The organism is Lacinutrix sp. 5H-3-7-4 (assembly GCF_000211855.2).
Classification (GTDB): Bacteria; Bacteroidota; Bacteroidia; order Flavobacteriales; family Flavobacteriaceae; genus Lacinutrix.
Map to the genome: position 1 here is coordinate 2795719 of NC_015638.1, position 25933 is coordinate 2821651.

A 25933-nucleotide genomic window follows, 5' to 3' on the forward strand; every position below is an offset into this window, starting at 1 on the left:
ATTTAAGCTGTTCTTTAACTTTGTAATGTAATTAAAAGAAGAAAATCCTTATGATTAAAAAGGATTAAGAATCTCACCTTATGGCAGTAAAAAACACATTATATTCTATTTTAGATTTAGCACTAGTTTCACAAAACCATAGTTTAAAAGAAACATTTAATAATACTTTAAAATTAGCACAAAGTGCCGAAGCTTTTGGTTATACACGCTATTGGCTGGCAGAGCATCACAATTCCCATAATATAGCCAGTAGTGCAACATCTGTTTTAATAGGTTACGTAGCTCAAGGCACAAATACTTTACGAGTAGGATCTGGTGGCATTATGTTACCAAACCATTCGCCATTAATAATTGCAGAACAATTTGGAACATTAGGATCACTTTATCCAAACAGAATAGATTTAGGATTAGGCAGAGCGCCAGGAACCGATAGAGAAACCGCTCAAGCCATACGTTCAGATTTTATGCAGGCAGCACAATCCTTTCCTAATGAGTTAGAAAAAATACAAGGCTATTTTTCTGCTGAAAACACAAAATCTAAAGTTCGTGCAACAGTTGCCGAAGGTGTAAACGTACCCGTTTATATTTTAGGTTCGAGTACAGATAGTGCACATTTAGCAGCCAAAAAAGGACTGCCTTATGCTTTTGCAAGTCACTTTGCAACCGCTCATTTATGGGATGCTTTAAGTATTTATCGTAACGAATTTAAGCCTTCTAAAGCTTTAGAAAAGCCATACGTAATAGCAGGAGTAAATATTATAATAGCAGATACAGATGAAGAAGCTCAAAGGTTATCAACCTCATTAATTCGTATGATTGTTGGTCTCTTTACAGGAAAACGTGATTTTGTACAACCACCAACAGATATGACTAACGATTATAGAGAAGTCATGCAAAATCCACAAGTACATCAAATGCTTAAATATTCTTTTATAGGTAGTAAAGCAACTGTAAAAGCTCAAGTAAAAGCATTTATTGAAAATACTCAGGCAGACGAATTAATAGCCGTAACAAATATTTATAGTATAGACGATAGAATAAAATCGTATAAACTATTTGCCGAAATTATGACTGAGTTGAATAGTGAAATGTAATTTTTAGAGTGTAATTTAATAGCACTAATAGCTGCACATCTAAATTACTCTAACGAAGCCACAATTAGCTTGTACATAATTACTCGATATCAGTTTAAAGACGTTATATCTGCAATTATGTCAAATATCGCCCAAAAGCGCTATTACGCAAATTGCTATAAAATGTACTATAATGTTCTGCGTTATGTAACTTTGATTTGGGAAAAGCGAAGTTTAAACTACTATATTTTCTTATTTTTTTCTTCTCAAATGTTTCTTTAAAAATGTAATGAAATACGCTTTGCCCGAAGCGACGATAGGAGCGAAGTAGGAATGTGTATGTAATGGGATAAATATTCCTTACTTTCTTTATGGTTTACCGTAACCTATTACCTTTTCACTTCTATATATTTATACTTGAATATTTAAAACCAAATATCATAATGAAAATTGAAGCTATTAAACCTGGTCCAAAACCAAAAAAAGATGATGGTTCGTTAGACAAAAGAAGACGAGTTAGTCCAGATAAAAAGAAAGACTATCCTCCATTAAAAAAACATAAACACAAAAAGGGTGATTAATTTAATCGTAAAACCTGTTTTTTGACTTGAACAAAACGACTAATGAATCGTATAGGGATTATAATCAATGACTTATTGTCGTATTTTTATTATAATTCTTTTGTTTTTGTCAGTTATTTGCTTAAAAACATATGGATTCCCAAACGGTACAACTCTTGATTTAGTAAACCTTTAACATTTTAAAATCTATTTATGAGTGAACCATCCATTAAACCAAAACCAACTTATATTTCTAGTTCTCCATCAGGAGAAGATTTGTTTGAAGGCAAATCACACGAAAAAATTTCAAATACAATCTTTGAGCTTATAAAAGATAAATCTTTGCCTAACAATATAATTGGTCTTCAAGGTAAATGGGGTTCAGGTAAATCAAATGTAGTTAGCATACTTAATTCTAAATTCGATAAGTTAGATTCAGATTATTTCTTTTTTACCTATGATGCTTGGGGACATCAAGAAGATTTAACAAGAAAAACATTTCTAGAAGAGTTAATTTCACAACTTAAGAAAAAAGATAAGTTTAAAGGCAGTATTGACTGGAATAAAGAATTAAATAAGTTACTTTCAAAAACTTCACTAAAAACTACAGAAAAATTCCCTAAAGTAAAGTTCTATTGGATTTTAATAATGGCTTCCATATTATTATTTTCTTTTTTAGATATTTTAAATGAAGACTTTTTTAGTACAAAAGATTTTATTCCATCATTTCAATCTCCAATATTAAAACTTATACTAATAAAATATTTTTTACCTGTAATATTATTTGTTTGGGGATTAATTGAAATAAAGAAAGAATATAAAGATTTTGATAAAGACGAAAAAACAAAAAATTTAAACTTTAAAGATAGATTTAAACAGTTGTTTTACATTTTTAGTGGTTCAGATTTAACTTCAGAAGAATTAGAACACACATTAGAAGATGAGCCATCTGTTAAGAGCTTTAAGGAATACTTTGAGAAAATTACTAAAGATTTAAAATCAGACGGTTTAGTTATAGTTTTTGATAATATGGACAGGTTATCAGATAGTGCAAAAGTACTGTCATTATGGTCTTCGATACACACTTTCTTTGCGGAAGAAAAAATTGATAATGTCTGGGTTATTATTCCTTACGATAAAGAACACTTATCAAGTCATTTTGATAAAAATGAAGACTCATATATAATTGATAATTTTATAGGTAAAACTTTTTCAACAATTTTTAGAATTTCTCCGCCTGTTTTATCGGATTGGAAAAAATTCTTTGTTTTAAAATTTAAAGAAGCTTTTAAGGAAATTATTAGTAGTGATGATATTGACTTTATTTCATCTCTTTATGAAATAGTTACTGATACAAATAATAGAAGACCAAGAGATATTATAACATTTGTTAACAACCTAGTCTCTCTTTATTTACAGCATAATAATTCAATTGACATTAAATATTTAGCACTTTTTTCTTTAAGAAAGAAAGAGATTTTATCAAATCCTCTAACTACTATTTCAAGTAAACAATTCCTAAAGCAAGAATCATATCTCTTTAACAATAACGCAGAATTGGAGGAGAGTCTAGCTGCTATAGTATATAATGTTAATAAAGAGAAATCAAGCGAAATTCTACTAAAAAATAATATTGAAGATATATTTTTCAAAGCTAATTTCGATGTTCTGAAAGAGGTTAAAAAGCACAGTGAGTTTAAAACATATTTTGATAATGTAATTCAAAAAGGTGATTTTCCAAGTTCGAGACCAGAGAATACTGCAAAAATATTAGATGAGATTAAAGATGTAGTCTCTTCGAAATCTTTATCTTCATATTGGGAAAAATTTGGTAAAAACTTAGATAGAAGACCAGAAGAGGAATTCCAATTATTAACTGATTGGCACAAAAATATTTTAGCAAAAACTTCAAAAGGAACGTCAAAGAAACTTGCTGACAAAATTGCTTATAATAGCAAACAAAAATTTATAAAATCTAAAAAAGGAAGTGATTATTACTCAACTGTATATGATTTAATTGAATATATAAATGAAAATTCAATTAAGATAAATATAGATTTAGATAAAGTTGAATTTACATCTGACCAATTTGTTTATTTCATAGATGATATGGAGAACCTTTTTAAAGAAGGCAAATGTACTTTTAAAGATTTGAAAATCTACTCAACTTCAAAAGAATTAAACAAATATTATATTGAACATAAAGACGGAATACCTATGAACCATAATTGGTTACACGTCATAAAGTTTTTAAAGAAAAATGATAAGTCTTATAATTTTGAAGAATTCAGAAAACATATTGAAACAAAACTACAAGCTGTAGGTTATACGTCGAAAGAAGATGTTGAATATTTAATAGAAATTATCAAAACACTCACAGGGAAAAAAGCTTTAAAATTAATACCTGAAGCTACTGCAACAAATTATCTAAACCATAATGGAAGTAGTGATGAAAATCCTTATTTTGATGTAATTGCTAATCAAATTGCTCATTTGGAAACTACTGTGCCAAGAAGTTCATTTTTCACAACAGAGCTTGGTAAAATAGATAATGCAGAAAGAATTGCTGAAATTATTCATTATTATATTGATTATGGCTCGTTACTTAAATTAGTCATAGACAAAGGAAGAAATCATCTTTTACTTAATGAAATAATTAATATAATAACACGTAATCAATTCGGGTTTACACAATCATTAAGTATAAAATGGGTTTTTGAAAATTTAGACAAAATCAACACTAAAATTTTCCCAGATAATTTTAATGACTTCCTAAATATGTTTGATAATTGGAATACTAAATTTGAAGAAAGCTTTAAAGGAGAAGATGTGTTTGATTTAAGAACAGCTATCATAGAATTAACTTTCTCTGAAGACAATCACAGTTTTAATTCTATCAAGCATATTCATAATAAAATTATAAATAAGTTGAATAATACTTCGAAAGAAGTTTGGTTAGAGAATTTTGATACTGATAACAATTTAAATTTTACTTATAAAGGGCTTATAGAAAATGAACTTTTGGATAAAAAAATAACTAAAGATGCTTCATTTATGAATGCATATGATGAATATTTTGAATCTATTGCCAAAACTGAAAAAAGCATTCCAGATGATGTTGAGTTTTGGGATGAATTATTAAAGAATAATTATCTTGATGGTAGAAAATTAAACAGGATTTTTAATGACATTTTAGATGTAATAATCAATCAAACAGAGGTTTCTTCTAGTCATATCAAATTTTTTGCATTAGGACTTTTTGAATACTCGTCAAATATTCTTTCTAAAGCTGACGAAGTTTGTAGAAAAATTATTCTTCATTTTAAAGATGATGACGACTTATTTGTTTTTATAATACAAAACCATTTAGAAAAACTAATTGAAATTCTTAATTCATCAAAAGGACTCTATAATCAAGATTTATCAGAGATGTTCGATTCTGCTGGAGAAAGAGAGTTAATTGAACCTAAAATTATAAGTTCTATTTTTGAACGAACTAAATTAGTTGTTCCTACTAAAAAAGAGAATAACGATGAAGTAAAGGAAGGTTAATTTAAATTTGAGTTCAACTCGACCTCATAAAATTTTGGCAAAACAATAGGTGAGTGAAGCGTACATATTTTAGGCTATACAAATGCAATTATCCAGTGGGTGATTGGATGTGGATACAACACTTTGCTAAAATCACGTTTCAAATCGTATTTAACTAAAAATGTACTTTGGGTACATTTTCTTAACGCTAAATAGTCTAAAATATAGCGTAACGAGCCGTAATTGTTTCCAAAATTTTATGCAGTCTTGATTTTTTTGTTTCTTTTTTATCAAGAAAAAAAGATATAATCAAAACTTAAGAAGTTCAAAACATCAATTTCTATTTTACATAATATTAGAAGTTCCTAATTAAAAAAGTTTAAATAGTAACGAGAATAGAATAAGTGCTTGGAATTTTATTTTTACTCACTTATTAAATTATTTGCAGAAACTTCAAATGTGTTCGTGAATCTCCTAAAAAACTCGATTTCATAAAATTTAAGCTCTTATGGCAATCCACGAGCATCGCGTAGAAAAAAATATTCCCTACATATACTCAATTACGAGAATTTTGATATTTACATAACGGCTAATTATAGTATCAAATTTATAGTTTCTAAAGTTTCTTTAGAATCGCGTATTTAAAAAATCATGAATGATTGTACAGAATATTCAATTCAAAAATTAGTTACATAGTAATATTTATAACTACGAAGCCACAATTAGCTTGACATAATTACTATCGATATAAGTCTACGACGTTATATCTGCAATTATGTCAAATATCGCCAAAAACGCTATTTCGCTAATTGTTGTAAAATGTACTATAATTAATATTATGTAAAATAGAATGTTTAAAACGCTATTCTTCCATTGTGGAATTTAAATATTCAAAATAATTAAAAACCATTTACTATAGTTTCAAGGGCTTTAATATTTTCAATTTTAATTTGTTTTCCTTTTAAGCTAATTAAGTTTTCTTTTTTTAAACTAGATAAAGTTCTTATGCAAGCTTCGGTTGCAGTACCAACAACATCTGCAATATCTGCTCGAGATAATACAATACTAATGTAGCCATCGTTATCAAGACCAAAATTAGTATATAAATAAATTATAGCTTCAGCAATTCGTTGTTTAACTGTTTTGTTAGAAATATTTACAATTAAATTATCGGCAGATTTTAAATCCTTTGCCATATGTAAAAGCAATTGTTTTGTAAATTCTGGATTGGTATTTATATTATCTTCAAAATGGTTTTTAGGTATAAAGCACACTTCCATATCATCTAGTGCCACAGCACTCAAATTGGTAGTTTCATGAGAAATTACAGAACGTTGTCCTAAAACTTCGCCTTTAGTAGCCAGTTTTACAATTTGATTTTTACCATCTGTACTTAGCTTAGAAAGTTTAGAAACACCATTTCTTACACAAAAAACACCATTAAGCAACTCTCCTTCTTTAAATATGGCTTCTCCTTTTTTTAAAGTTTTAGTTTGTTTACTATCAGATATTGTTTTTAATGTTTTTTTATCTAAGGTTTTTAAAGCATTAAGTTGCCGTATTATACAATGTTCACAACGGTTTTCCATCTAAATAGTGTTTAATACCTTAAAGTTAAAATAGAAAAAGGAAATAACGATAAAATTATTTCCTTTTTTTTAATTTAAAACATTCTAGTTAAAACACAACATTTAATGTTGTTAGTAAAACACTTAATAAAACGCTTATTATTAATAAATTAAATGTTGTTTTTGGCTTTTGCACAGTTAATATTGATGCATTGTGTAAACTACAAGCTACAACTATTAATAATACTTGAGACATTTGTAAAAAACCATTGCCATTTGCCAAAGTGTACATTACTGCTATTGATCCTAAACAAGTGGAAAGTATAATGGCTAATGCCGCAAAACCCATAAAATCTTGTTTAACTTCGCTTAATAATTTACTGTATAATGTATTCATAATCAATTGTATTAGTTATTATACATCAAAGGTATGGCAGCAAATAATTTTAAAATATGACTTTTATCATACTTTAAAAAATATTTCTTTAAACTATAAAATCGGCTTCGGTTTGGTTTAAATATGTCTTTGTAAAATACTTACTCAAAAATGCATCGGTATTATTATAAAAAAGCTTGTCTATAGCTTCTACAAACGGTTGTCCTACCATTAAATCGTCTAATTCTTGTATGGTAAATTGTGTTTCATCTGGTAAATTAATGACATTAAAACCTACATAATCTTCTAATACATAATGGTTTAAAGATTCAAGTATTTTTGCTCTAAATGTAGGTAAATCTGCCGCTGTACTATAATGGTCAAAAGGATCTACAATACCGTCATTATCACTACCTAAACAAACAGTCTTCCACGCCTCTACTTCGTCTATTTTAGAGGTTGTTCTGGTTTTATTTACGGTTCTTATATAATTTAAATTTACTTTAACTATATGAAAAACATTGGTTAAAAATAGCTGTACATGTAGTTTTTTGGTTGTTTCAGCATCTGCTTTTTTTAATAATTTTCTAAACCTGTTTCCTGGCATCCTGCCATCGTGCATGCAAATACCAATTAAACCATCAGACTTAAAAATTTCAACAATATCCTCATCTGTTAAATTAATATCCCACAAACTCACGTATGAGTTTTTATCTAATTCAAAATTGTCTTTTTTATGTAACGCATCGTCTAAAGTCTTAATACCGCTTATTGCTGTATGACTACTAATAATGGGTATATTATCATGCAATGCATCGCTTTTTTCTCTAAAATGAGCTAACATATTGTAATAGCTTTTTCGTGCTAAAACAGACATGTGTTTAATGTCTATTAAAATACGTTGTCCGTTTTCTCGAGATAATAAATGATCGGAAATTAAAATGGCTCCAAAACTAGAAATACCTAAATCTTGACCTAAAGTTTGGTCAAAAATATCTGAAAATCCAGGATCAAAAGTGCCTTTGCCATCCATAAAGCTTTTAGCATGACCAACTAATAAGTTATTAAAATGGTGTGCAAAGGTTATAAAAAACGGCGGAAACATTTCCTTTTTTAGAGCTTCAATATTTTCTATAAACGACAACTTTAGCTTGTTTTGGCGCTCTAATGGCAAGGATTCTATTTTTTCGGTTTCAAACAAATCGTTTTTATTATAAACACCCAAACCATGCATGCCTTCAATAGTCATAATACCACAAATAGTATCATTCGCTTGCATTTCTAAAAAATGCTCGTAGTTTTTTACAAGCTGAAATTTAGGGTTTATACCGTTAAAACTTTGTTGAGATGTACTTCGGTTAGCATGTAATAAAAACTGGTATTCAAAAATATAATCATTAAAATAATCTATGGTATCAATACTATTATCGTGAATAGGATCTATTAACCGACTTGCCGTTTTAATTGAAATGCCGGCAAGTAACGACACTATTTTTTTATCTACAGCAATATTTTTTGAATTAAACTGTTTCCCGAAAATTAAACCTAATATAAACCGATGAACTCCAGTGCTTTTTTTAAATGGTCTTACGGGCTTTAAAAATTGTTTTTCAATGGGATAAACCGAACAGAATATTAACCTATTATTACCTTTAAAACAACTGTCTAAATTAGACTGTGAATAGGTAGCCATTTTTTTTAACACCAGATTAATAATCCATTTTCTTACACTTATTTGTTTAAAATAATCTTTAGGTTCTTTATTTTTAAAATAATCCCAAATGTCTTTAATATTGGCAGGATTGCCGTAAGGCTTTAAACTTGGATGATTGTGTAAATCGGAAATGGGTTTGCTACTCATTGCTGTTTAAAGAGTTATAAAAATTCACAACTAAAAGTACAAAAAATATGTGAGGAAGAACATTTACAGACTACAGAATAAAACTCACAATTTTTGGTTAAAAGGGATTTTGCTACAAGATTTTTTTCTATCTTTAAGTATAACTATAAAACGAATAATATGACAGTGAACTATGAATATGATGGCGTAACAGCTAGTCAAGAACTAGAAGCCTATGTAAACGGAAAATTAGAGAAATTATTTAATAAATATGAATTTGTAGTACGCGCCGATGTGTTTTTTAAAACTGAAAATACTAGCGATAGAAATTCTAAAATGAAAACCTCTATTAGACTAAGTGCTCCAGGACCTAGATTGTTTGCAGAAAACGCAACAGATTCTTTTCATAAGAGTTCTGCAGAAGTTATAAATGCTTTAGAGCGACAACTTGATAAACGAAAAGATGCAATGCAAACGCATTAATCACTAGATACTAAATATTAAAAAAGCCGCTATTTAAGCGGCTTTTTTATGTATATAAAGTATTTGTTATTACACATCAAACCTGTAATAGCCACATTTTAAATATGCGCCTTCTGGAAATCCAATAGGATGGTCGCTATCGTGGTACGTTTTTAAAATACAGTCTGATGTTCTACTGCTTTCGCGTAAAACTTGTGCATTAATATCAAAAAACGTTTGAGCTAATACTCTTGATGAACAAGAAGCTAATACTAATAATCCTTTTTTAGCAGTAAGCTGTACGCCTAATTGTGCTAATTGTGCATATTTTTTCTTTGCTAGTTCTATTTCGCTTTGCTGCTTTGCAAAACTTGGCGGATCTATAACTACAACATCAAACGTTTGCTTGTTTTTTATTAGCTTTTTTAAAGCTACAAAGGCATCGTCTGCAATGGTTTTATGAGTTCCTGAGTAATTATTTAATTTTCCGTTTTGGTAAGCAATGTCTAGCGCTTGTTTACTTATATCTAAACTGGTAACTTCTTTAGCTCCATTAGCTAATGCATGTACCGAAAAACCACCTGCGTAACTAAATACATCAAGTACTGTTTTGCCTTTACTCCACTCGCCTACTTGTTTCCTGTTAGCACGATGGTCTAAAAAATAACCGGTTTTGTGTCCTTTAATTACATTTGCCGAAAAATGAACACCATGCTCTATAAACTGTATAACTTCGTTAGGTAAAGTACCATAAACAACTGCTCCGTTTTTAATATTATGAAGTTTTGATTGTTCTAAGCTTCGGCTTAATCTAATGACTATAGTTTGTGCATTACTAACAGTTTGTAAGCTTTCTAAAATACCATCTAAATACGGAAGCCATATTTCAGAATATAACTTTACAACTAAAACATGTGCATAAACATCTGCTATTAAACCTGGGAAACCATCATTTTCACCAAATAATAAGCGGTAGCTGTTTGTATTGGTTTGCAATAAACCACTACGCTTAGCAAATGCTGCTTCTATTTTTTGTTTAAAAAAAGTGTTATCTATTGTGGCTGGAGTATTACCACTATGTAACATTTTTATACGAATAGGAGAATTAGCATCGTATAAACCTAAGCCTATAACTTTGTTTTTATTTTTACTAAAAATTATGGCTAAATCACCACTATTAGCATCGGTATTTACTTTTGTAATATTATCACTAAAAACCCAAGGATGACCTTGCAATACAAATTGCTCCCCTTTTGCATTTAGCTTGATTGCTAATCGCTTAGGGCTGTAATTTAAAGTATTACTTTTAATATTTAAAGACATGGAATTATAAAGTTAATTCCTTAATTTTTATACCTAAAGCCTTTTCTAGTTCTGCAACTTTTTTAAGTTCACTTGGTAAGACTAAAGCTATAGATTCTCCTTTTTTTCCAGCTCTTGCTGTTCTTCCACTTCTATGTGTGTAATATTCTATATGTTCTGGTAATTGGTGGTGAATTATAAATGCTAAATTATTTACATCTATACCTCGCGCAGAGACATCTGTAGATATTAAAATTTGTAAGTTGGTGTTTTTAAAAGCACGCATAACTTTATCACGTTCTTTTTGCGTCATGTCACCTTCTAAAGCATCAACATTAAAACCTTCTTTTTGTAATTGTTGTTTTAAAGCTTGTGTTCCTGCTTTTGTTCTACAAAATATAATACCACGCTCATCTGCTCTATCGTCTAGCAAACGCATAATAGTATGCGCTTTATCAACAATTGGTGTTTGTACAAAATGGTGCGAAATATTTGCGTTTACTATGCTATTTCGGTTAACCTCTACTCTAGCCGCATCTTTAGAAATATAACGATTTACAATAGCTTTTAAATCGGTAGGCATTGTTGCAGAGAACAACCAAGTATTTCTAGCGCTTTTTGTAGTAGCGTCTAAAATTATATTTAAATCTTTTTTAAAACCCATACTTAACATTTCGTCTGCTTCATCAAGCACAAGCGTATTAATATGTTTTAAATCGATTATATTTTTATCTAATAAATCTACTAAACGTCCTGGTGTAGCAACAATAATGTGTGTTGGACGCTTTAAATTACTAATTTGAATATCTATTTTCTCGCCACCATAAACACCTTCAACAAAAATCTTTTTGTCGTTGTATTTGGTAAACTTAAAAAGTTGCTTTTTTATTTGTTGTACTAATTCACGTGTTGGTGCTATTATTAAGCCTTGAACACTTTTTTTATTAGCATCAACTTTGTGTAAAACAGGTAAGCCATAAGCTGCAGTTTTTCCTGTTCCAGTTTGTGCTAAGCCAACAAAATCTACTTTAGATTTTATTAAAATTGGAATCGCTTGTTCTTGAATTTCTGTTGGTGTTTTTATATCCAACTCTTTAAGCGATTTTATATAGTTTTTGTGTATTCCTAAGTCTCTGAAAGTACTCATTTTTAGATTTTTTTGTCTGGTCGAGCGCAGTCGAGACCTTATTATAAATAATATAAAACCTAAGCGTCCCGACTGCACTCGACGAGACTATATTTGTAATTGTAAAATAAGTATGTTAAAAGCTACTTATTTTATTAATCTTCTGGTGGATACCCGTGAATTTCTTCAAACATCTCATCGAAATTAGCACGTAAATAAGCGTTTAATTTCTTTTTGTAATCATCTTTTAACCATTCTACAAAGTTAAAAGTACTTTTACTTATACATTTTGTGTAACGTTGTATACGGTAATCTATATCGTCTTTTAGCATTTTTGCTAAGCCTAAAGCATCCCATAAATCTTCACTGTTTTCTATACACATTTTAGCATGATGCTTTATCGAGCGCTCTAAAATTACTTTAGACGAATCACCTTCTCTTACAGATCTAATGTACATGGCTTTAACATCAAAATACACATCTTCAGACTTAGCAAATTCTGCTCTAAGTTCTTCAGGCATTTCATACCTAAAGTTTTCTTCTAAATCTTCATCACTTAAAATACCATCTAAGTAAAAGTTTGGAGATCTAAATATTTTGTGCCAATCTAAGTCGCTTCCCCAAGGTCCAAAACGGTGAAGGTTGTTACCTAAATCTATAACAGTAAATTTGTTTTTATTCTTTAAAATACGCGATCCACGACCAATCATTTGGTAGTAAAGCGTTAAAGATTTTGTTGCCCTATTTAAAATAATACAATCTACAGTAGGTTCATCAAATCCAGTTGTTAAAATACTTACCGAAGTTAATACTGCATCAGGTGTTTCTTTAAACCATTTTAAAATAGCTTTACGCTCTTTTTTTGTATTATTATTATCTAGGTGAGCAATTGGGTAACCTGCTCGCCTAAAAGTATCATAAACGTGTAACGATGTATTAATACCGTTGTTAAATATTAAGGTTTTCTTTCCTTTACAGCGTTCTTCGTAAGCTTGAATAAGCTTAGTAAGCATGTCTGTATTTGTATATAAATCTTCAGATGATTTTACAGTATAATCACCATTTGCACCAACTATTAAAGAGGTTAAACCTACGTTATAAGAAAACACTTCGGCACGTGCCAAAAACTCATTATCTATTAAAGATTGAATAGTTTCTCCAACAATAAGCTCATCATAATTATCCTTCATTGGAAGGTTAATATTACTACTTAATGGTGTTGCTGTTACTCCTAATACAAAAGATTTCTCAAAAAACTTAAATAGTTTAGTAAATGAGTTGTAGTGCGCCTCATCAATAATAACTAAACCAATATCACTAATGTCAAGTTTGTTATCATTTAACCTATTATTTAAGGTTTCAACCATGGCAACAAAGCAATTAAAATCACCTTGATCACTTAAATCTGCCTTAGAATCTACAATTTTATTACTTACACCAAATTCAGACAGCATATTAGATGTTTGCTTACAAAGCTCAATCCTATGCGTCATTACTAAAACTTGCTTTTTATGGTGTTTTAAATATTGGCGAACAATTTCAGAGAAAATAACTGTTTTTCCACCACCAGTTGGTAATTGATACAATAAATGGTAATCCTCAGGTGCTTCTTCAAAACACTTGAAAATTTTATTAATTGCTCCTTGTTGGTAGCTATATAAACTTTTGCCTTCTTGTCTTTCTTCTAATTCTAAAGCTGTGACTTTCATTAATGGTAAATAAAATTTTGAGATGTGCAAAAATACAACGAATTAAAGGCTTTTGACGAATATTTTTAAAAAAATTTAAAATGTTTACATTCGTAATCTCTTATGAAAGACTTTTTTACTAGCTTACAAGCCCAATTTTGTGGCTTTTACAACACACCGCATTTATTTTTAAATCCTGTAAATGGTATGCAACCATTGCGTTTACCAAAACAAAAAACACCTGTTTTTAGTGGTAGCGGTTTAGAGCGAATTAGATTAGGACAGCGTGTAGAACGTTTTGTTACTACCGAGCTACTTTTAAATAAAAATTTTTCAATTTTAACCGAAAACCCTCAAATACAAACTAAAAACAATCAAACTATAGGTGAATTGGATTGTTTGTTTTTAGACAGCAACCAGCCAATACACTTAGAAATTCAATTTAAATTCTATTTGTATGATGAAACGCTTGGTGATAAAGAAATAGATTGCTGTATTGGACCAATGCGTCGTGATAGCTTAATAGAAAAACTAAACAAGCTAAAATTAAAACAATTACCACTACTCTATGCGCCAGAAACTAAAGTATTGTTGGATAGTTTAAATTTTAAAGCTGAAGATTTTAAACAAAAAATTTACTTTAAAGCACAATTGTTTATTCCTTTTGGAAAACAAATACAATTAAAAACTTTAAATCCAGAATGCATTTATGGCTTTTATTTTAAGTATTCAGAATTACCACAATTTGAAAACTGTAAATTTTACATTCCTAAAAAAACCAATTGGTTAGTAGATGTAAATCCAAATGTAGCTTGGAAAAGCTATAATAATATACTTCCAGAACTAAATACATTTAAAACAGAAAAGTATTCGCCAATGCTATGGTTAAAAAATAAAAATGGTGAAATAAACAAGTGTTTTGTAGTCGCTTGGCAATAGCGTTACAAAAACCGTTAATAACTCTCTAAAAATAAGCTTTAGCAATACAGTGTAAAGTCTTATTTTGCGTCTCCAAATTCTATTAAATTAATGAAAGTCTGTATTGCCGAAAAACCTTCTGTAGCAAGAGAAATTGCCGCTGTTCTTGGTGCCAAAACAAAACGTGATGGTTATTACGAAGGCAATGGTTATGCGGTAACTTACACTTTTGGACACCTTTGTACACTTAAAGAACCTAGCGATTATAAACCTTATTGGAAAAGTTGGGATTTAAACAACTTACCAATGCTACCAGAACGTTTTGAGACCAAGGTTTCTAAAGATTCTGGTATAAAAAAGCAATTTAATATTGTTAAAGGATTATTTGAAAAAGCAGATGTTGTTATAAACTGTGGTGATGCCGGTCAAGAAGGAGAACTTATACAACGTTGGGTTTTAAACCAAGCAAATTATAAAGGTAAAGTAGAAAGACTTTGGATTTCATCACTTACTACCGAGGCGATAAAAGAAGGTTTTAATAATTTAAAACCAGCCAGCGATTACGATAATTTATACTATGCAGGATTTTCTCGTGCTATTGGCGACTGGCTGTTAGGCATGAATGCTACAAGACTTTATACCGTAAAACATGGTGGTTACAAACAAGTATTATCGGTTGGTCGTGTACAAACGCCAACATTAGCAATGCTTGTAAACAGGTTTAAAGAAATTGAAAATTTTAAACCACAACCTTATTGGGAGCTACAAACATTATATCGTGATACTTTATTTAGTTATGAAGAAGGTAGATTTTTAAAAGTTGAAGACGGAGAAAAACTTGCTAATATTGTTAAAACGCATGATTTTGAAATCGTCTCTATTGCAAAAAAAGCAGGTAATGAATACGCGCCAAAACTATTCGATTTAACAGGTTTACAAGTGTATTGTAATACTAAGTTTGGCTTTAGTGCAGATGAAACCTTAAAAATAGTACAAAAACTATACGAACAAAAAGTAGTAACCTATCCAAGAGTAGATACAACATTTCTACCTAACGATGTGTACCCAAAAGTACCAGCGATATTAAAAAACCTAACTAAATACGCTACTTTAACACAACCTCTTCAAGGAAAAAAACTAAAAAAAACCAAAAAGGTTTTTGATGATAGTAAGGTAACAGATCACCATGCCATAATCCCAACAGGACAAGAAATGAACTTGCAATACAACCAGCAGCAGGTTTACGATATTATTGTACGTCGTTTTATAGCCGTGTTTTATCCAGAATGTAAAGTATCAAACACTACTGTTATTGGTAAAGCCGAAAAAGTAAAGTTTAAAACTACAGGAAAAGAGATTTTAGAAAAAGGCTGGAGAATTGTATTTGAAACTCCTGGAAAACCTACAAAAGAAACAGGAATGTTACCTACGTTCGAAAAAGGTGAAAAAGGACCACATGAGCCATCATTTTTAGAAAAACAAACCAAGCCACCAAATCAATATACAGAAGCTTCTCTCCTACGTGCTATGGAAACCGCAGGAAAACAAGTAGATAATGATGAGCTTCGTGAAATAATGAAAGAAAATGGCATTGGTAGACCATCTACACGCGCCAATATTATTGAAACTCTTTTTAGAAGAAAATACATAAAGCGAAATAAAAAGCAAGTATTACCAACAGTTACAGGTATTCAATTAATAGATACCATTCAAAATGAGTTACTAAAATCTGCAGAACTCACAGGAAAATGGGAAAAGCAATTAAAAGATATTGAAAAAGGAGAATTTAGCGCTGTAAGCTTTATAAAACAAATGAAGCAAATGGTAGATCGCTTAGTTTACGAAGTAAGAAGCGAAAATAGAAAAGCAAACATAACCTCTATAAACAACAAGCCTGCTGGAGCAAAAAAGAAAAAAGCTACAAAAAAAGCGGCCGGAATAGCTTCTCAAAAATGTCCAAAATGTAAACAAGGTGCTATTTTAAAAGGAAAAACCGCTTATGGCTGTTCAGAATATAATAAAACTTGTGACTTTGTAATGCCTTTTAAGTTTGAAGGGAAAACAATTTCTGAAAAACAATTTATACGTTTATTAGAAAAAGGCTCAACTGTAAACTTAAAAGGATTTAAAATTGATGGCGCTTCCGCTGAAGGACTAGTAAGATTTGATGATGATTTTAAGTTAAAGTTCGAACCTAAAAAAGGAAAAGTTCAACCTAAAAGTACTTCCGAAGAAAATAAATGTCCAAAATGTAAAAAAGGCACAATAATAAAAGGAAAAACGGCTTACGGTTGTAGTGATTATAAAAGCGGATGTGATTTTAGATTTAGTTATGATTTAATTCGCGAAAAAGCGAACGGACAACAACTAACTAAAGCTTTGGTTTTTAAAATTATAAACGAAAACTAATTGCATCAACATTTTAAAATATACAAACCTTACGGTATGCTTTCGCAATTTGCGAGTAATTCTACACAACAAAAGCGCAAGCGTTTTTTAGGTGAGTTGGGTAGTTTTCCTCAAGGTACAATGCCTATTGGTCGTTTAGACGAAAAAAGTGAAGGCCTATTGTTATTAACTACAGATGGGAAATTAAGCGATTATGTTAACTCCAGTGGTATTGAAAAAGAATATTATGCCTTAGTTGATGGTGATATTTCTCAAGAGGAAATTAGTTCACTAAAAAAAGGTGTAGAAATTGGTTTTGATGGTAAAAAGTACCAAACCAAACCATGTAAAGTTTTTAAATTAGACAACGCACCTCTTTTACCAGAGCGAGGAAAAAAAATACGTGATGCTAGACATGGTCCTGTTTCTTGGATTTCTATAACTTTAACCGAAGGTAAGTTTAGGCAAGTTAGAAAAATGACAAGCGCTGTTGGCTGTCCTACACTTCGTTTAGTACGTGTTAGAGTTGGAAATATACAACTTGGGAATTTGGAATCTGGCGCTGTAAAACCAATAGATATCCCTAGTTTACTTTAACTATTTTTTATAGGTTAATTTAGCTAAGACAAATTAAATCTCTTTAATTTTGTTAAAAATTTTAATAGACTATGCAAGAGCAAATTGCCTGTTTTTTTTATGATTACTATGAGGTTTTTGGTTTTAATGAAACCGCAGCCAAATATCTTAATATGTTTACATTATTAATAATAGCCTTATGTGTTATTTATTTTGTAGATAAAATTATCACAAAAACATTACGCGTAGCCTCTGTTCGTATTGCAGAGCATACAAAATCTCCTTTTGACGATTTATTATTAGCCAATAAAGTTCCAAGAAATGTAGCACATATTTTTCCGTTAATATTAGCTTTAAACTTGCTACCTATAATTTTTGCAGATTTTGGCTATATAGAATCACCTGTTAGAAAACTACTTCAGGTTACATTTATAGTTCTAGTATTATGGATTGTTAGAAGTGTTTTACATACCATTGAAGATTTTTTAAAAACCTTACCTAGTTTAAGAGACAAACCAATAGACAGTTACATACAAGTATTCATGATTTTTGCTTGGATAGTTGGTGCTTTTGCGGCTATTGCTGTGTTTACAAACCTTTCAATAATTAAATTCATCACTGGATTTGGTGCAGCATCTGCTATAATACTTCTTATTTTTAAAGACACCATTCTTGGTTTTGTTGCAAGTATACAAGTGTCTATTAACGATATGGTGCGTATTGGCGATTGGATAACTTTCGAAAAATATGGTGCCGATGGTGATGTTGTTGAAATTAATTTGGCAACTGTAAAAGTTCAAAATTTCGATAATACAATTACCACAATTCCTACCTATGCCATGATTTCAGACTCGTTTAAAAACTGGCGTGGTATGAAAAATTCTGATGGTAGACGTATTAAAAGACACTTAATGATTAAGCAAGATTCTATTAAATATTTAACACCCGAAGATGTAGAGCGTTTAAAAGACGTGCAGCTTATCTCTAGTTATTTAGCAGGAATGCAAGAGAAACTAGATAAATATAACACCGAAAACAATGTAGATAAAACCTTATTGTTAAACGGAAGAAACCTTACCAATATTGGTGTTTTTAGAAAATACATTCAAACTTATTTAGAAAATCATTCTGCAATAAATAAAGACATGTTGTTAATGGCTAGGCAATTACAACCTACCACTCAAGGTGTACCATTAGAGGTTTATGCTTTTAGTAAGGATAAACGTTGGGAAAATTACGAATATGTAATGTCTGATTTATTTGACCATTTCCTTGCAGCAGTTCCTTTTTTCGAATTGGAGATTTTCGAATTACCAAGCTCTAAGACCTTTAAAGCCTAATTTTACAGTAAAAAAGTTAATTAATAGTTAATCTGATTTCAAAATTAATAGTATTACTATTATATTTGCAACTAAATAAGTTGTTATGAAATATTTACTATCAAATATAAAAATTAGTATTAACGAGAAAATTTATTTAAAAGATCCAGAATCTTCTTCGTTAGGTAAACGCATTATAAAAAACAGCATTTTATTAATAGATGAAATTGGTTTTGATTTATTCACTTTTAAAAAATTAGGAGTTAAAATTGGATCTAACGAAAGTTCAATTTACAGGTATTTTGAAAACAAACACATGCTTTTACTCTACCTTACTTCTTGGTATTGGACCTGGCTAGAATACCAATTAGTACTTTCTACAAATAGCTTAGCAGATAAAGAATTAAAACTAAAAGCTGCAATAGAAGTACTTACACAAACAACTACAATAGATAGTGCTTTTGGTCATATAGACGAAATTATTTTAAAGCGTATAGTAATAAATGAATACTCTAAATCTTATTTAACAAAAGAAGTTGATGAAGAAAACAAAGAAGGCTATTTTTCAGTATATAAAAGATTAGTAAACAGGTTAAAAGATTTTATAATAGATGTTAATTCATCATATAAATATCCAAAATCGCTTGCAAGTACAATAATTGATGGTGCAATGCACCAACATTATCTAAAAGATCATTTTAAATCTATTACAGAATGTAGTGAAACCTTGGCTCCTACTGTATTTTTTAACGATTTGGTTTTTAAAATTTTAAAACAGAACTAATGGCAAAAACAATATTAACTACTACACAAAGATTAATAGGTCTTTTAAAACTTGATAAAAAAGATATTAAACAAATATTCTTTTATGCCATTTTTGCAGGTATAGTAAGTTTATCATTACCGCTAGGAATTCAAGCTATTATTAACCTTTTGCAAAGTGCTCAAATTAGTACATCTTGGATGGTTTTAGTTGGCTTAGTAACCTTAGGCGTTGTATTTGTTGGTGTATTACAGCTTATGCAAATTAGAATTATAGAAAATGTACAACAAAAAATATTTACGCGATCATCATTTGAGTTTGCATATCGCTTTCCTAAAATGACAATGAAAGGCTTAAATGGTTCTTATGCACCAGAATTAGCAAATAGATTTTTCGATACATTAACAATACAAAAAGGACTTTCAAAAATTTTAATAGAATTTCCCGCTGCATTATTGCAAATAATTTTCGGTTTAATATTACTATCCTTTTACCACCCGTTTTTTATTATTTACGGTTTTTTGCTGTTACTATTAGTTTACATTGTATTTAAATTTACCGCTCAAAAAGGACTAGAAACCAGTTTAGAAGAGTCTAATAGCAAATATAAAGTTGCACATTGGCTACAAGAAGTTGCCAGGTCTATACTAAGTTTTAAACTTTCTGGAAAAACTAATTTGGCAATGCATAAAAACGATAGACTTGTAACTAACTATCTAGAAGAAAGAGAAAAACATTTTAATGTTTTAATTCTTCAGTTTATGCAATTGGTAGGTTTTAAGGTTTTAGTAACTGCTGGATTGTTAATTATTGGAGGCCTTTTGGTTTTAAATCAAAAAATGAATATTGGACAATTTGTTGCTGCCGAAATTATAATACTTCTAGTAATTGCATCTGTAGAAAAACTAATTCTTGGCTTAGAAACTATTTATGACGTTTTAACCTCTATAGAAAAACTAGGAAAAATAGTAGATAAACCTTTAGAATCACAAGAAGGAGAAATACTAAAAGTTAATAATGAGTTTCATTTAGAATTAGATGATATTTCATACTCTGTACCAGATAGAGAAGATAAAATATTAGACAACATCTCATTAGAAATTAAACCTAAGCAAACATTGTTAATAACAGGACAAAATGGTTCTGGAAAATCTACTCTTTTAAAATTAATAGCAGGCTTAATTAAGCCAACTAGCGGTAAAATTTATATAAATAACAAATCGCTTTTAGGAATTAATATAAACTCTTACAGATCTTTTATTGGGCAAACACTCGCGCAAGAAATGCCTTTTGAAGGTACTTTGTTAGAAAACATCACTTTTGGTGATACTACTATAACATTAGATCAAGTAAATGATGTAATAAAAAACTTAGGCCTTAAAGATTATGTAAAAAGCTTACCCTTAGGCTTAAAAACAATGCTTTATCCAGAAGGAAAAGGAATGTCTTTTACAATTTCTAAAAAAATTATGTTAGCACGAAGTGTTGTTAAAAAACCAAAACTACTATTACTAAAAGAACCATTAGATCAATTTGAAGCAAAAGAAGCTCAAGACATAATTCAATATTTAACCTTACCATCTCACGACTGGACTCTGGTAGTGGTAAGCCATAATAATATTTGGTTACCTAAAGCAAATAATGTTATAGAATTAAATGAAGGTAGAATAATTAACAAGAAATAATATGCTAAATATATCTACAAATAAATTAAACGAAAAAGTAGACATTTCTAACTACATGTCTCATAAAAAAGCTTTTGGTAAAAAGCATTTTAAAAACTTTAATAGACTATTAGTTTCATTTGCTATACTTTGTATAATAATCTTGTTATTACCATGGACACAAAATATATCGGCCAATGGTGCAGTAACAACGCTTACACCAGACCAAAGACCACAAAGCATACAATCTCCAATTCCTGGACGTATAGAAAAATGGTTTGTACGTGAAGGTGATTTTGTAAAAAAAGGCGATACAATTCTATTTATTTCTGAAGTTAAAAACGATTATTTCAATCCAGATTTAGTGAAAATTACTGGTCAGCAAATAAATTCTAAAACAGCATCTGTAGAAAGTTATGGTTTAAAAGTAAAAGCTTTAAACAATCAAATTTCAGCATTATCAAAAGAGCGTGTATTAAAAATTAAGCAAGCAGAAAACAAACTATTACAAGCAAAGCTTAAAATGAAAAGCGATAGTATAGATTTTGAAGCAGCTAAAACAAATATTGAAATAGCAAGAAAACAATTAAATCGTGCAGAAATTTTAGAAAAAGAAGGATTAAAATCATTAACAGATGTTGAACAAAAACGATTAAAACTTCAGGAAACTCAAGCCAAACTTATATCTCAAGAAAATAAATTTTTAGCTTCTAAAAACGAAATATTAAATGCCCGAGTAGAAATCAACCGCTTAAAAGCTTCATATATAGACAAAATATCTAAAGCACAAAGCGATAAGTTTACAGCAGAATCTAACCAATATGATGCAGAAGTACAAGTTTCGAAATTAGAAAACAACCGTACCAATTACGAGATACGAAATGCTATGTACTATATAAAAGCGCCTCTAGATGGTTATATTAATAAGGCTTTAAAAACAGGGATTGGAGAACGTTTTAAAGAAGGCGAACGTATTGTTGGTATTATGCCTGCAAATTACGATTTGGCTGTAGAAACCTATATAGATCCTATAGATTTACCATTAGTACATATAGGTGAAACATTTAGAGTACAATTTGATGGTTGGCCAGCAATAGTATTTAGCGGTTGGCCAAATGTATCTTACGGTACCTATGGCGCAAAAGTAATAGCAATAGAAAATTTTATAAGCAGCAATGGTAAATTTCGAATCCTTTTAGCTCCAGATGAAAACGATTACAAATGGCCATCTGCAATTAGAGTTGGCTCTGGTGTTAGAGCAATTGGCTTATTAGAAGATGTACCTATTTGGTTTGAAGTCTGGAGACAATTAAACGGATTCCCGCCTAATTATTACCAACCAGAAAACAATGGAGACAAAACAAAATAGCATGAAAAAAAATATATTAATATTATGTATTTTATTATGTACTAATGCTTTTTCACAAAGTATTAATGAATTAGAATTAAGTTTTGAAGAATATATAAGCTACGTAAAACAATTTCATCCTATTGTTAAGCAGGCAAACTTAAAACTTGAAGAAGGCGAATACAATTTATTAAAAGCACGTGGAAGTTTTGATCCAAAAATTGAAGCTATTTACGACCGAAAAGATTTTAAAAACAAAGAATATTATAACTTATTTAACGCAACATTTAAAGTGCCTACTTGGTATGGTGTAGAATTAAAAGCAAATTTTGAAAATAATGATGGACTCTTTTTAGACCCTCAAAAAAATGTACCAGATGATGGTTTGTTTTCTGCAGGAATATCGGCATCACTAGGACAAGGATTGATTATTAACGAAAGAATGGCTACTTTAAAAAAAGCAAAATACTTTATAGAACAAAATAAAGCAGAAAGAACTTTAGCTGTAAACAAAGTGTTATACGAAGCCTCAATAGCCTATTTTGAATGGCTTCAAACTTATAACGAACAGAAAATGTATAGTCGTTTTCTAGAAAACGCTAAAACACGATATAATGGAGTGAGAAAAAGTGTTTTAGCTGGTGATAAACCAGGAATAGATAGTTTAGAAGCAAACATAAATATTAATAATAGAAAACTTTCACTAGAGCAATCAAATATTAAATTTTTAAAAAACACCTTAAAGGTCTCTAATTTTCTGTGGTTAGATTCTGGTGTGCCTTTAGAAATAAATACAAGTGTAACACCTGCACAATTACCGGAAACCACTGTAGATAAGGTTTTAAGTTTAAATCAAGATATTAATTTTGAAATAAACAACCATCCAAAATTAAATGCTTTAAATAATAAAATAAAAAGTTTGGATGTAGATGCTAAACTAAAAGCAAATATGCTTTTACCAAAAGTAGATATACAATATAATTTTATTACTGAAAATCCAGATATAAGTAATAGTTATAGTTCTAACAATTACAAATTAGGATTAAACGTCTCATTTCCTTTATTTTTAAGAAAAGAACGTGGAAGTTTAAAATTAACAAAACTAAAAATTGATGCTTCAAAGTTTGAGCGATTAAACACTAGTATTACAATAATAAATAAAGTGGAATCGCTAAAAAAAGAGCTTGATTCTTATATTACGCAAATAGAATTAATAAACTCTGTAGTAAAAGATTATAAAACTTTACTTAATGCTGAAGAAAGAAAATTTAGCTTTGGAGAAAGCTCTGTTTTTTTGATTAACTACCGTGAGTCAAGTTTAATTGATGCAGAATTAAAAGCTTTAAAACTAAAAAACATGTTTTACAAAACTAAAGTTAAGTTATTTGAAGCTTTAGGTAATATTTAAAAAAAAGCCTTGGTTAAAAAACCAAGGCTTTTTTTAAACATGCGCTTTATTGCGTTATATTTTTTTAACACGAACGGCATTTAATCCTTTCATGCCTTTTTCTAATTCAAATTGAACTTTGTCATTTTCTGTAATTTCATCAATTAAACCACTAACGTGACAAAAGTATTTCTCTTGATCTTCGGTATCTATAATAAAACCAAAACCTTTTGATGAATCGTAAAATGAAACTTTTCCTTTTCTAATTGGATCTACTTCTGGCAAATCTTCTTTTTTAGGTACACCTAAAATAATATTATCTGCTTTTACTTTAATTTTATCTTCTGGATCTGGCGGCGTATCTACTAAATTACCGTTAAAATCTACGTAAGCAAATTGTATTCCATCTGTACCATTTTCTTCCTTAGCGGCCTTTCTAGCCTCCATTTTCTTACGTTTATCTTCTCTTTTCTTTAAGCGCTTTTTTTCTTTTTCTAATTTGTTAAATGTCTGTTGCGACTTTGCCATTCTTCTTTTTTGTGAGTATTAAAAATTAACTTAGTTGTTAATTATGTTTGTAAAAATACGATTTTCAGTTGGTTAAATAAAAAAAAATTGAAGTTTGCTATTCTTTATCTCCTTCTTCAGGTAAATCCTGAGGTAAAAGTACTACTGTAAAAGTACCGCGAACACCCGTAAGTAGGTTCCATTTGCTATTTAAAAGCATGTTTCCTGTAGTTTTTTCAAACACTGCAAAAGCTGCTGTATTTGGTCCAGATGTTCCTTGGTTTAAAGCCTCAAATTCAACAACATTTTCTCCAGGCTCTAATGTAAGTGTAAATTTTTTATTAGCATTTGCTAAAGCTACTCTACTGTTTACAACAGTTCCGTTTACCCAAATTCTAACCAAATCTCCATCTTCTGCTCCAAAATCTCTTAATGAAACATCTTGATATTTAGATTTTGTAAGGTATTTACCAAAAAACTGATTTACTTTTCGGCCTTCTTCACGATATTCATCTTCTCTTAACTGTAGAGCATTTTTTAATTGCTTACCAAATAATTCAGCAGGATTTCTTAATTTATCGTCATGAACCATAGAGAATTCCTTCCTTTTTGCAATACTCATTTGTTCTTCTTTAGAAAGCGTTTCTTTTACATCGTCTTCTTTCTCGGTTTTTTCGTCATTCTTCTTTACAGGTTGAATAATAATTTCGTCATCTTCTAAAGGATCATCCACGTTTTCTGCTGGTATCGCAATAGATCTGTTTTCGCTATCTATTTGGGCATTTACACCTATTATAGAGCAAAATAAAAAGAATGTTAGTAAATAGATTTTCATAGGTATTTGGTAATATGTCAAAAATAAACCAAAAACCATACCTAAATATTAATTTTTTATTAATTACTGTGAAAATATTCTTAAACCAAGCTATTATTAACAAATACATTATTGGAGTTACTCCATTTTAAGGGTGTCTAAATGTTAAATTATGTTAAATTAGTACTATGCATTACAAAGTACTGTAACAATTTTGAAATTGCGTCGTCTTTATAGTATAACAAAACAATTATCAATCAATTTAAAACCAATAATTATGAGAACTTTAAACACAAATCAATTATCAGCAACATTAAACGGTACTAAAAGTAACACTTGGAATACTAGAAGACGTTTTAGATAGAAGAAAATCATCAATCAAAAAATTAACCATCATGAGAACTTTAAATACAAATCAATTATCAGCAACATTAAACGGAACTAAAAGTAACACTTGGAATACTAGAAGGCGTTTTAGATAGAAAAAATCAACAATCAACCATCAATCAAAAAATCAAACAATTATGAAAGCAATTATTAATACCTTAAGAAAAACCAGCAGTATTACAGATGAACGTTTATTTGTTAATAGAGAAGTTTTTAAATTTAGTAATACTAAAGGAACACTATGGAATGGCGTAAAACGCTATGCACATTAAAATTGCTCGATTAATTAAAAAAAGCCAGCGAGTTAGGGTTCGCTGGTTTTTTTATATAATAGTA

Annotated in this window: 21 protein-coding genes; 13 read left to right on the top strand and 8 right to left on the bottom strand. The window is 29.7% G+C overall.

Annotation, left to right across the window (positions count from 1 at the left end; genetic code table 11):
- Nucleotides 1-80: 80 nt before the first annotated feature.
- The 3 genes from LACAL_RS12610 (at nucleotide 81) to LACAL_RS12615 (ending at nucleotide 5185) form a co-directional block, all read left to right on the top strand.
- A complete protein-coding gene (locus LACAL_RS12610; protein WP_013871138.1) occupies nucleotides 81-1094 on the top strand; it encodes an LLM class flavin-dependent oxidoreductase in 1014 nt (337 codons plus the stop codon).
- A 422-nt stretch (nucleotides 1095-1516) separates the two neighbouring features.
- A complete protein-coding gene (locus tag LACAL_RS15475) occupies nucleotides 1517-1654 on the top strand; it encodes a hypothetical protein (protein WP_013871139.1) in 138 nt (45 codons plus the stop codon).
- Between the two features lie 192 nt (nucleotides 1655-1846).
- The gene (locus tag LACAL_RS12615; protein WP_013871140.1) at nucleotides 1847-5185 is read left to right on the top strand and encodes a P-loop NTPase fold protein; all 3339 of its coding nucleotides are present in this window, start codon (nucleotides 1847-1849) and stop codon (nucleotides 5183-5185) included.
- Nucleotides 5186-6063: 878 nt separating this feature from the next.
- On the opposite strand, the gene LACAL_RS12620 is transcribed toward LACAL_RS12615, so the two are convergent.
- The 3 genes from LACAL_RS12620 to LACAL_RS12630 form a co-directional block, all read right to left on the bottom strand.
- The gene (locus tag LACAL_RS12620; RefSeq protein WP_013871141.1) at nucleotides 6064-6753 is read right to left on the bottom strand and encodes a Crp/Fnr family transcriptional regulator; all 690 of its coding nucleotides are present in this window, start codon (nucleotides 6751-6753) and stop codon (nucleotides 6064-6066) included.
- Between the two features lie 88 nt (nucleotides 6754-6841).
- Entirely contained in the window at nucleotides 6842-7129 is a 288-nt protein-coding gene (locus LACAL_RS12625; RefSeq protein ID WP_013871142.1) for a hypothetical protein, read from the bottom strand.
- Nucleotides 7130-7217: 88 nt separating this feature from the next.
- Entirely contained in the window at nucleotides 7218-8969 is a 1752-nt protein-coding gene (locus tag LACAL_RS12630) for a hypothetical protein (protein WP_013871143.1), read from the bottom strand.
- 159 nt (nucleotides 8970-9128) lie between these two features.
- Between LACAL_RS12630 and hpf the strand changes: the two genes are divergently transcribed.
- Nucleotides 9129-9431: a ribosome hibernation-promoting factor, HPF/YfiA family gene (hpf, locus tag LACAL_RS12635; RefSeq protein WP_013871144.1), complete on the top strand. Its 303-nt coding sequence runs from the start codon at nucleotides 9129-9131 to the stop codon at nucleotides 9429-9431.
- 69 nt (nucleotides 9432-9500) lie between these two features.
- On the opposite strand, the gene LACAL_RS12640 is transcribed toward hpf, so the two are convergent.
- The 3 genes from LACAL_RS12640 to LACAL_RS12650 form a co-directional block, all read right to left on the bottom strand.
- Nucleotides 9501-10733 (bottom strand): class I SAM-dependent rRNA methyltransferase, encoded by a 1233-nt coding sequence (locus LACAL_RS12640; RefSeq protein ID WP_013871145.1) that lies wholly within the window; start codon nucleotides 10731-10733, stop codon nucleotides 9501-9503.
- Nucleotides 10734-10737: 4 nt separating this feature from the next.
- Nucleotides 10738-11859, bottom strand: a complete 1122-nt coding sequence (locus LACAL_RS12645; protein WP_013871146.1) for a DEAD/DEAH box helicase — start codon at nucleotides 11857-11859, stop codon at nucleotides 10738-10740.
- A gap of 134 nt (nucleotides 11860-11993) precedes the next feature.
- Nucleotides 11994-13547 (bottom strand): DEAD/DEAH box helicase, encoded by a 1554-nt coding sequence (locus LACAL_RS12650; RefSeq protein WP_013871147.1) that lies wholly within the window; start codon nucleotides 13545-13547, stop codon nucleotides 11994-11996.
- Between the two features lie 102 nt (nucleotides 13548-13649).
- Between LACAL_RS12650 and LACAL_RS12655 the strand changes: the two genes are divergently transcribed.
- From LACAL_RS12655 to LACAL_RS12690, 8 genes are all read left to right on the top strand, one after another.
- A complete protein-coding gene (locus tag LACAL_RS12655; protein WP_013871148.1) occupies nucleotides 13650-14465 on the top strand; it encodes a DUF1853 family protein in 816 nt (271 codons plus the stop codon).
- A gap of 90 nt (nucleotides 14466-14555) precedes the next feature.
- The gene (locus tag LACAL_RS12660) at nucleotides 14556-16853 is read left to right on the top strand and encodes a type IA DNA topoisomerase (RefSeq protein WP_013871149.1); all 2298 of its coding nucleotides are present in this window, start codon (nucleotides 14556-14558) and stop codon (nucleotides 16851-16853) included.
- Nucleotides 16854-17429, top strand: a complete 576-nt coding sequence (locus tag LACAL_RS12665; protein WP_013871150.1) for a pseudouridine synthase — start codon at nucleotides 16854-16856, stop codon at nucleotides 17427-17429.
- Nucleotides 17430-17500: 71 nt separating this feature from the next.
- Nucleotides 17501-18748, top strand: a complete 1248-nt coding sequence (locus LACAL_RS12670; RefSeq protein ID WP_013871151.1) for a mechanosensitive ion channel family protein — start codon at nucleotides 17501-17503, stop codon at nucleotides 18746-18748.
- Nucleotides 18749-18833: 85 nt separating this feature from the next.
- Nucleotides 18834-19511 carry a TetR/AcrR family transcriptional regulator gene (locus tag LACAL_RS12675; protein ID WP_013871152.1) on the top strand — a complete coding sequence of 226 codons (678 nt, stop codon included), beginning with the start codon at nucleotides 18834-18836 and terminating at the stop codon, nucleotides 19509-19511.
- Nucleotides 19511-21175 carry a peptidase domain-containing ABC transporter gene (locus tag LACAL_RS12680; RefSeq protein WP_013871153.1) on the top strand — a complete coding sequence of 555 codons (1665 nt, stop codon included), beginning with the start codon at nucleotides 19511-19513 and terminating at the stop codon, nucleotides 21173-21175. The genes LACAL_RS12675 and LACAL_RS12680 overlap by 1 nt, the downstream gene beginning before the upstream one ends.
- Nucleotide 21176: 1 nt before the next feature.
- A complete protein-coding gene (locus LACAL_RS12685; protein WP_013871154.1) occupies nucleotides 21177-22523 on the top strand; it encodes an HlyD family secretion protein in 1347 nt (448 codons plus the stop codon).
- Between the two features lies 1 nt (nucleotide 22524).
- Nucleotides 22525-23910, top strand: a complete 1386-nt coding sequence (locus LACAL_RS12690; protein ID WP_013871155.1) for a TolC family protein — start codon at nucleotides 22525-22527, stop codon at nucleotides 23908-23910.
- Between the two features lie 54 nt (nucleotides 23911-23964).
- On the opposite strand, the gene LACAL_RS12695 is transcribed toward LACAL_RS12690, so the two are convergent.
- Nucleotides 23965-24417: a cold-shock protein gene (locus tag LACAL_RS12695; protein ID WP_013871156.1), complete on the bottom strand. Its 453-nt coding sequence runs from the start codon at nucleotides 24415-24417 to the stop codon at nucleotides 23965-23967.
- 97 nt (nucleotides 24418-24514) lie between these two features.
- Nucleotides 24515-25231 carry a hypothetical protein gene (locus LACAL_RS15085; protein ID WP_148256143.1) on the bottom strand — a complete coding sequence of 239 codons (717 nt, stop codon included), beginning with the start codon at nucleotides 25229-25231 and terminating at the stop codon, nucleotides 24515-24517.
- A gap of 503 nt (nucleotides 25232-25734) precedes the next feature.
- Here LACAL_RS15085 and LACAL_RS15605 point away from each other — a divergent pair.
- Nucleotides 25735-25869 carry a hypothetical protein gene (locus tag LACAL_RS15605; protein WP_013871158.1) on the top strand — a complete coding sequence of 45 codons (135 nt, stop codon included), beginning with the start codon at nucleotides 25735-25737 and terminating at the stop codon, nucleotides 25867-25869.
- Nucleotides 25870-25933 lie beyond the last annotated feature (64 nt).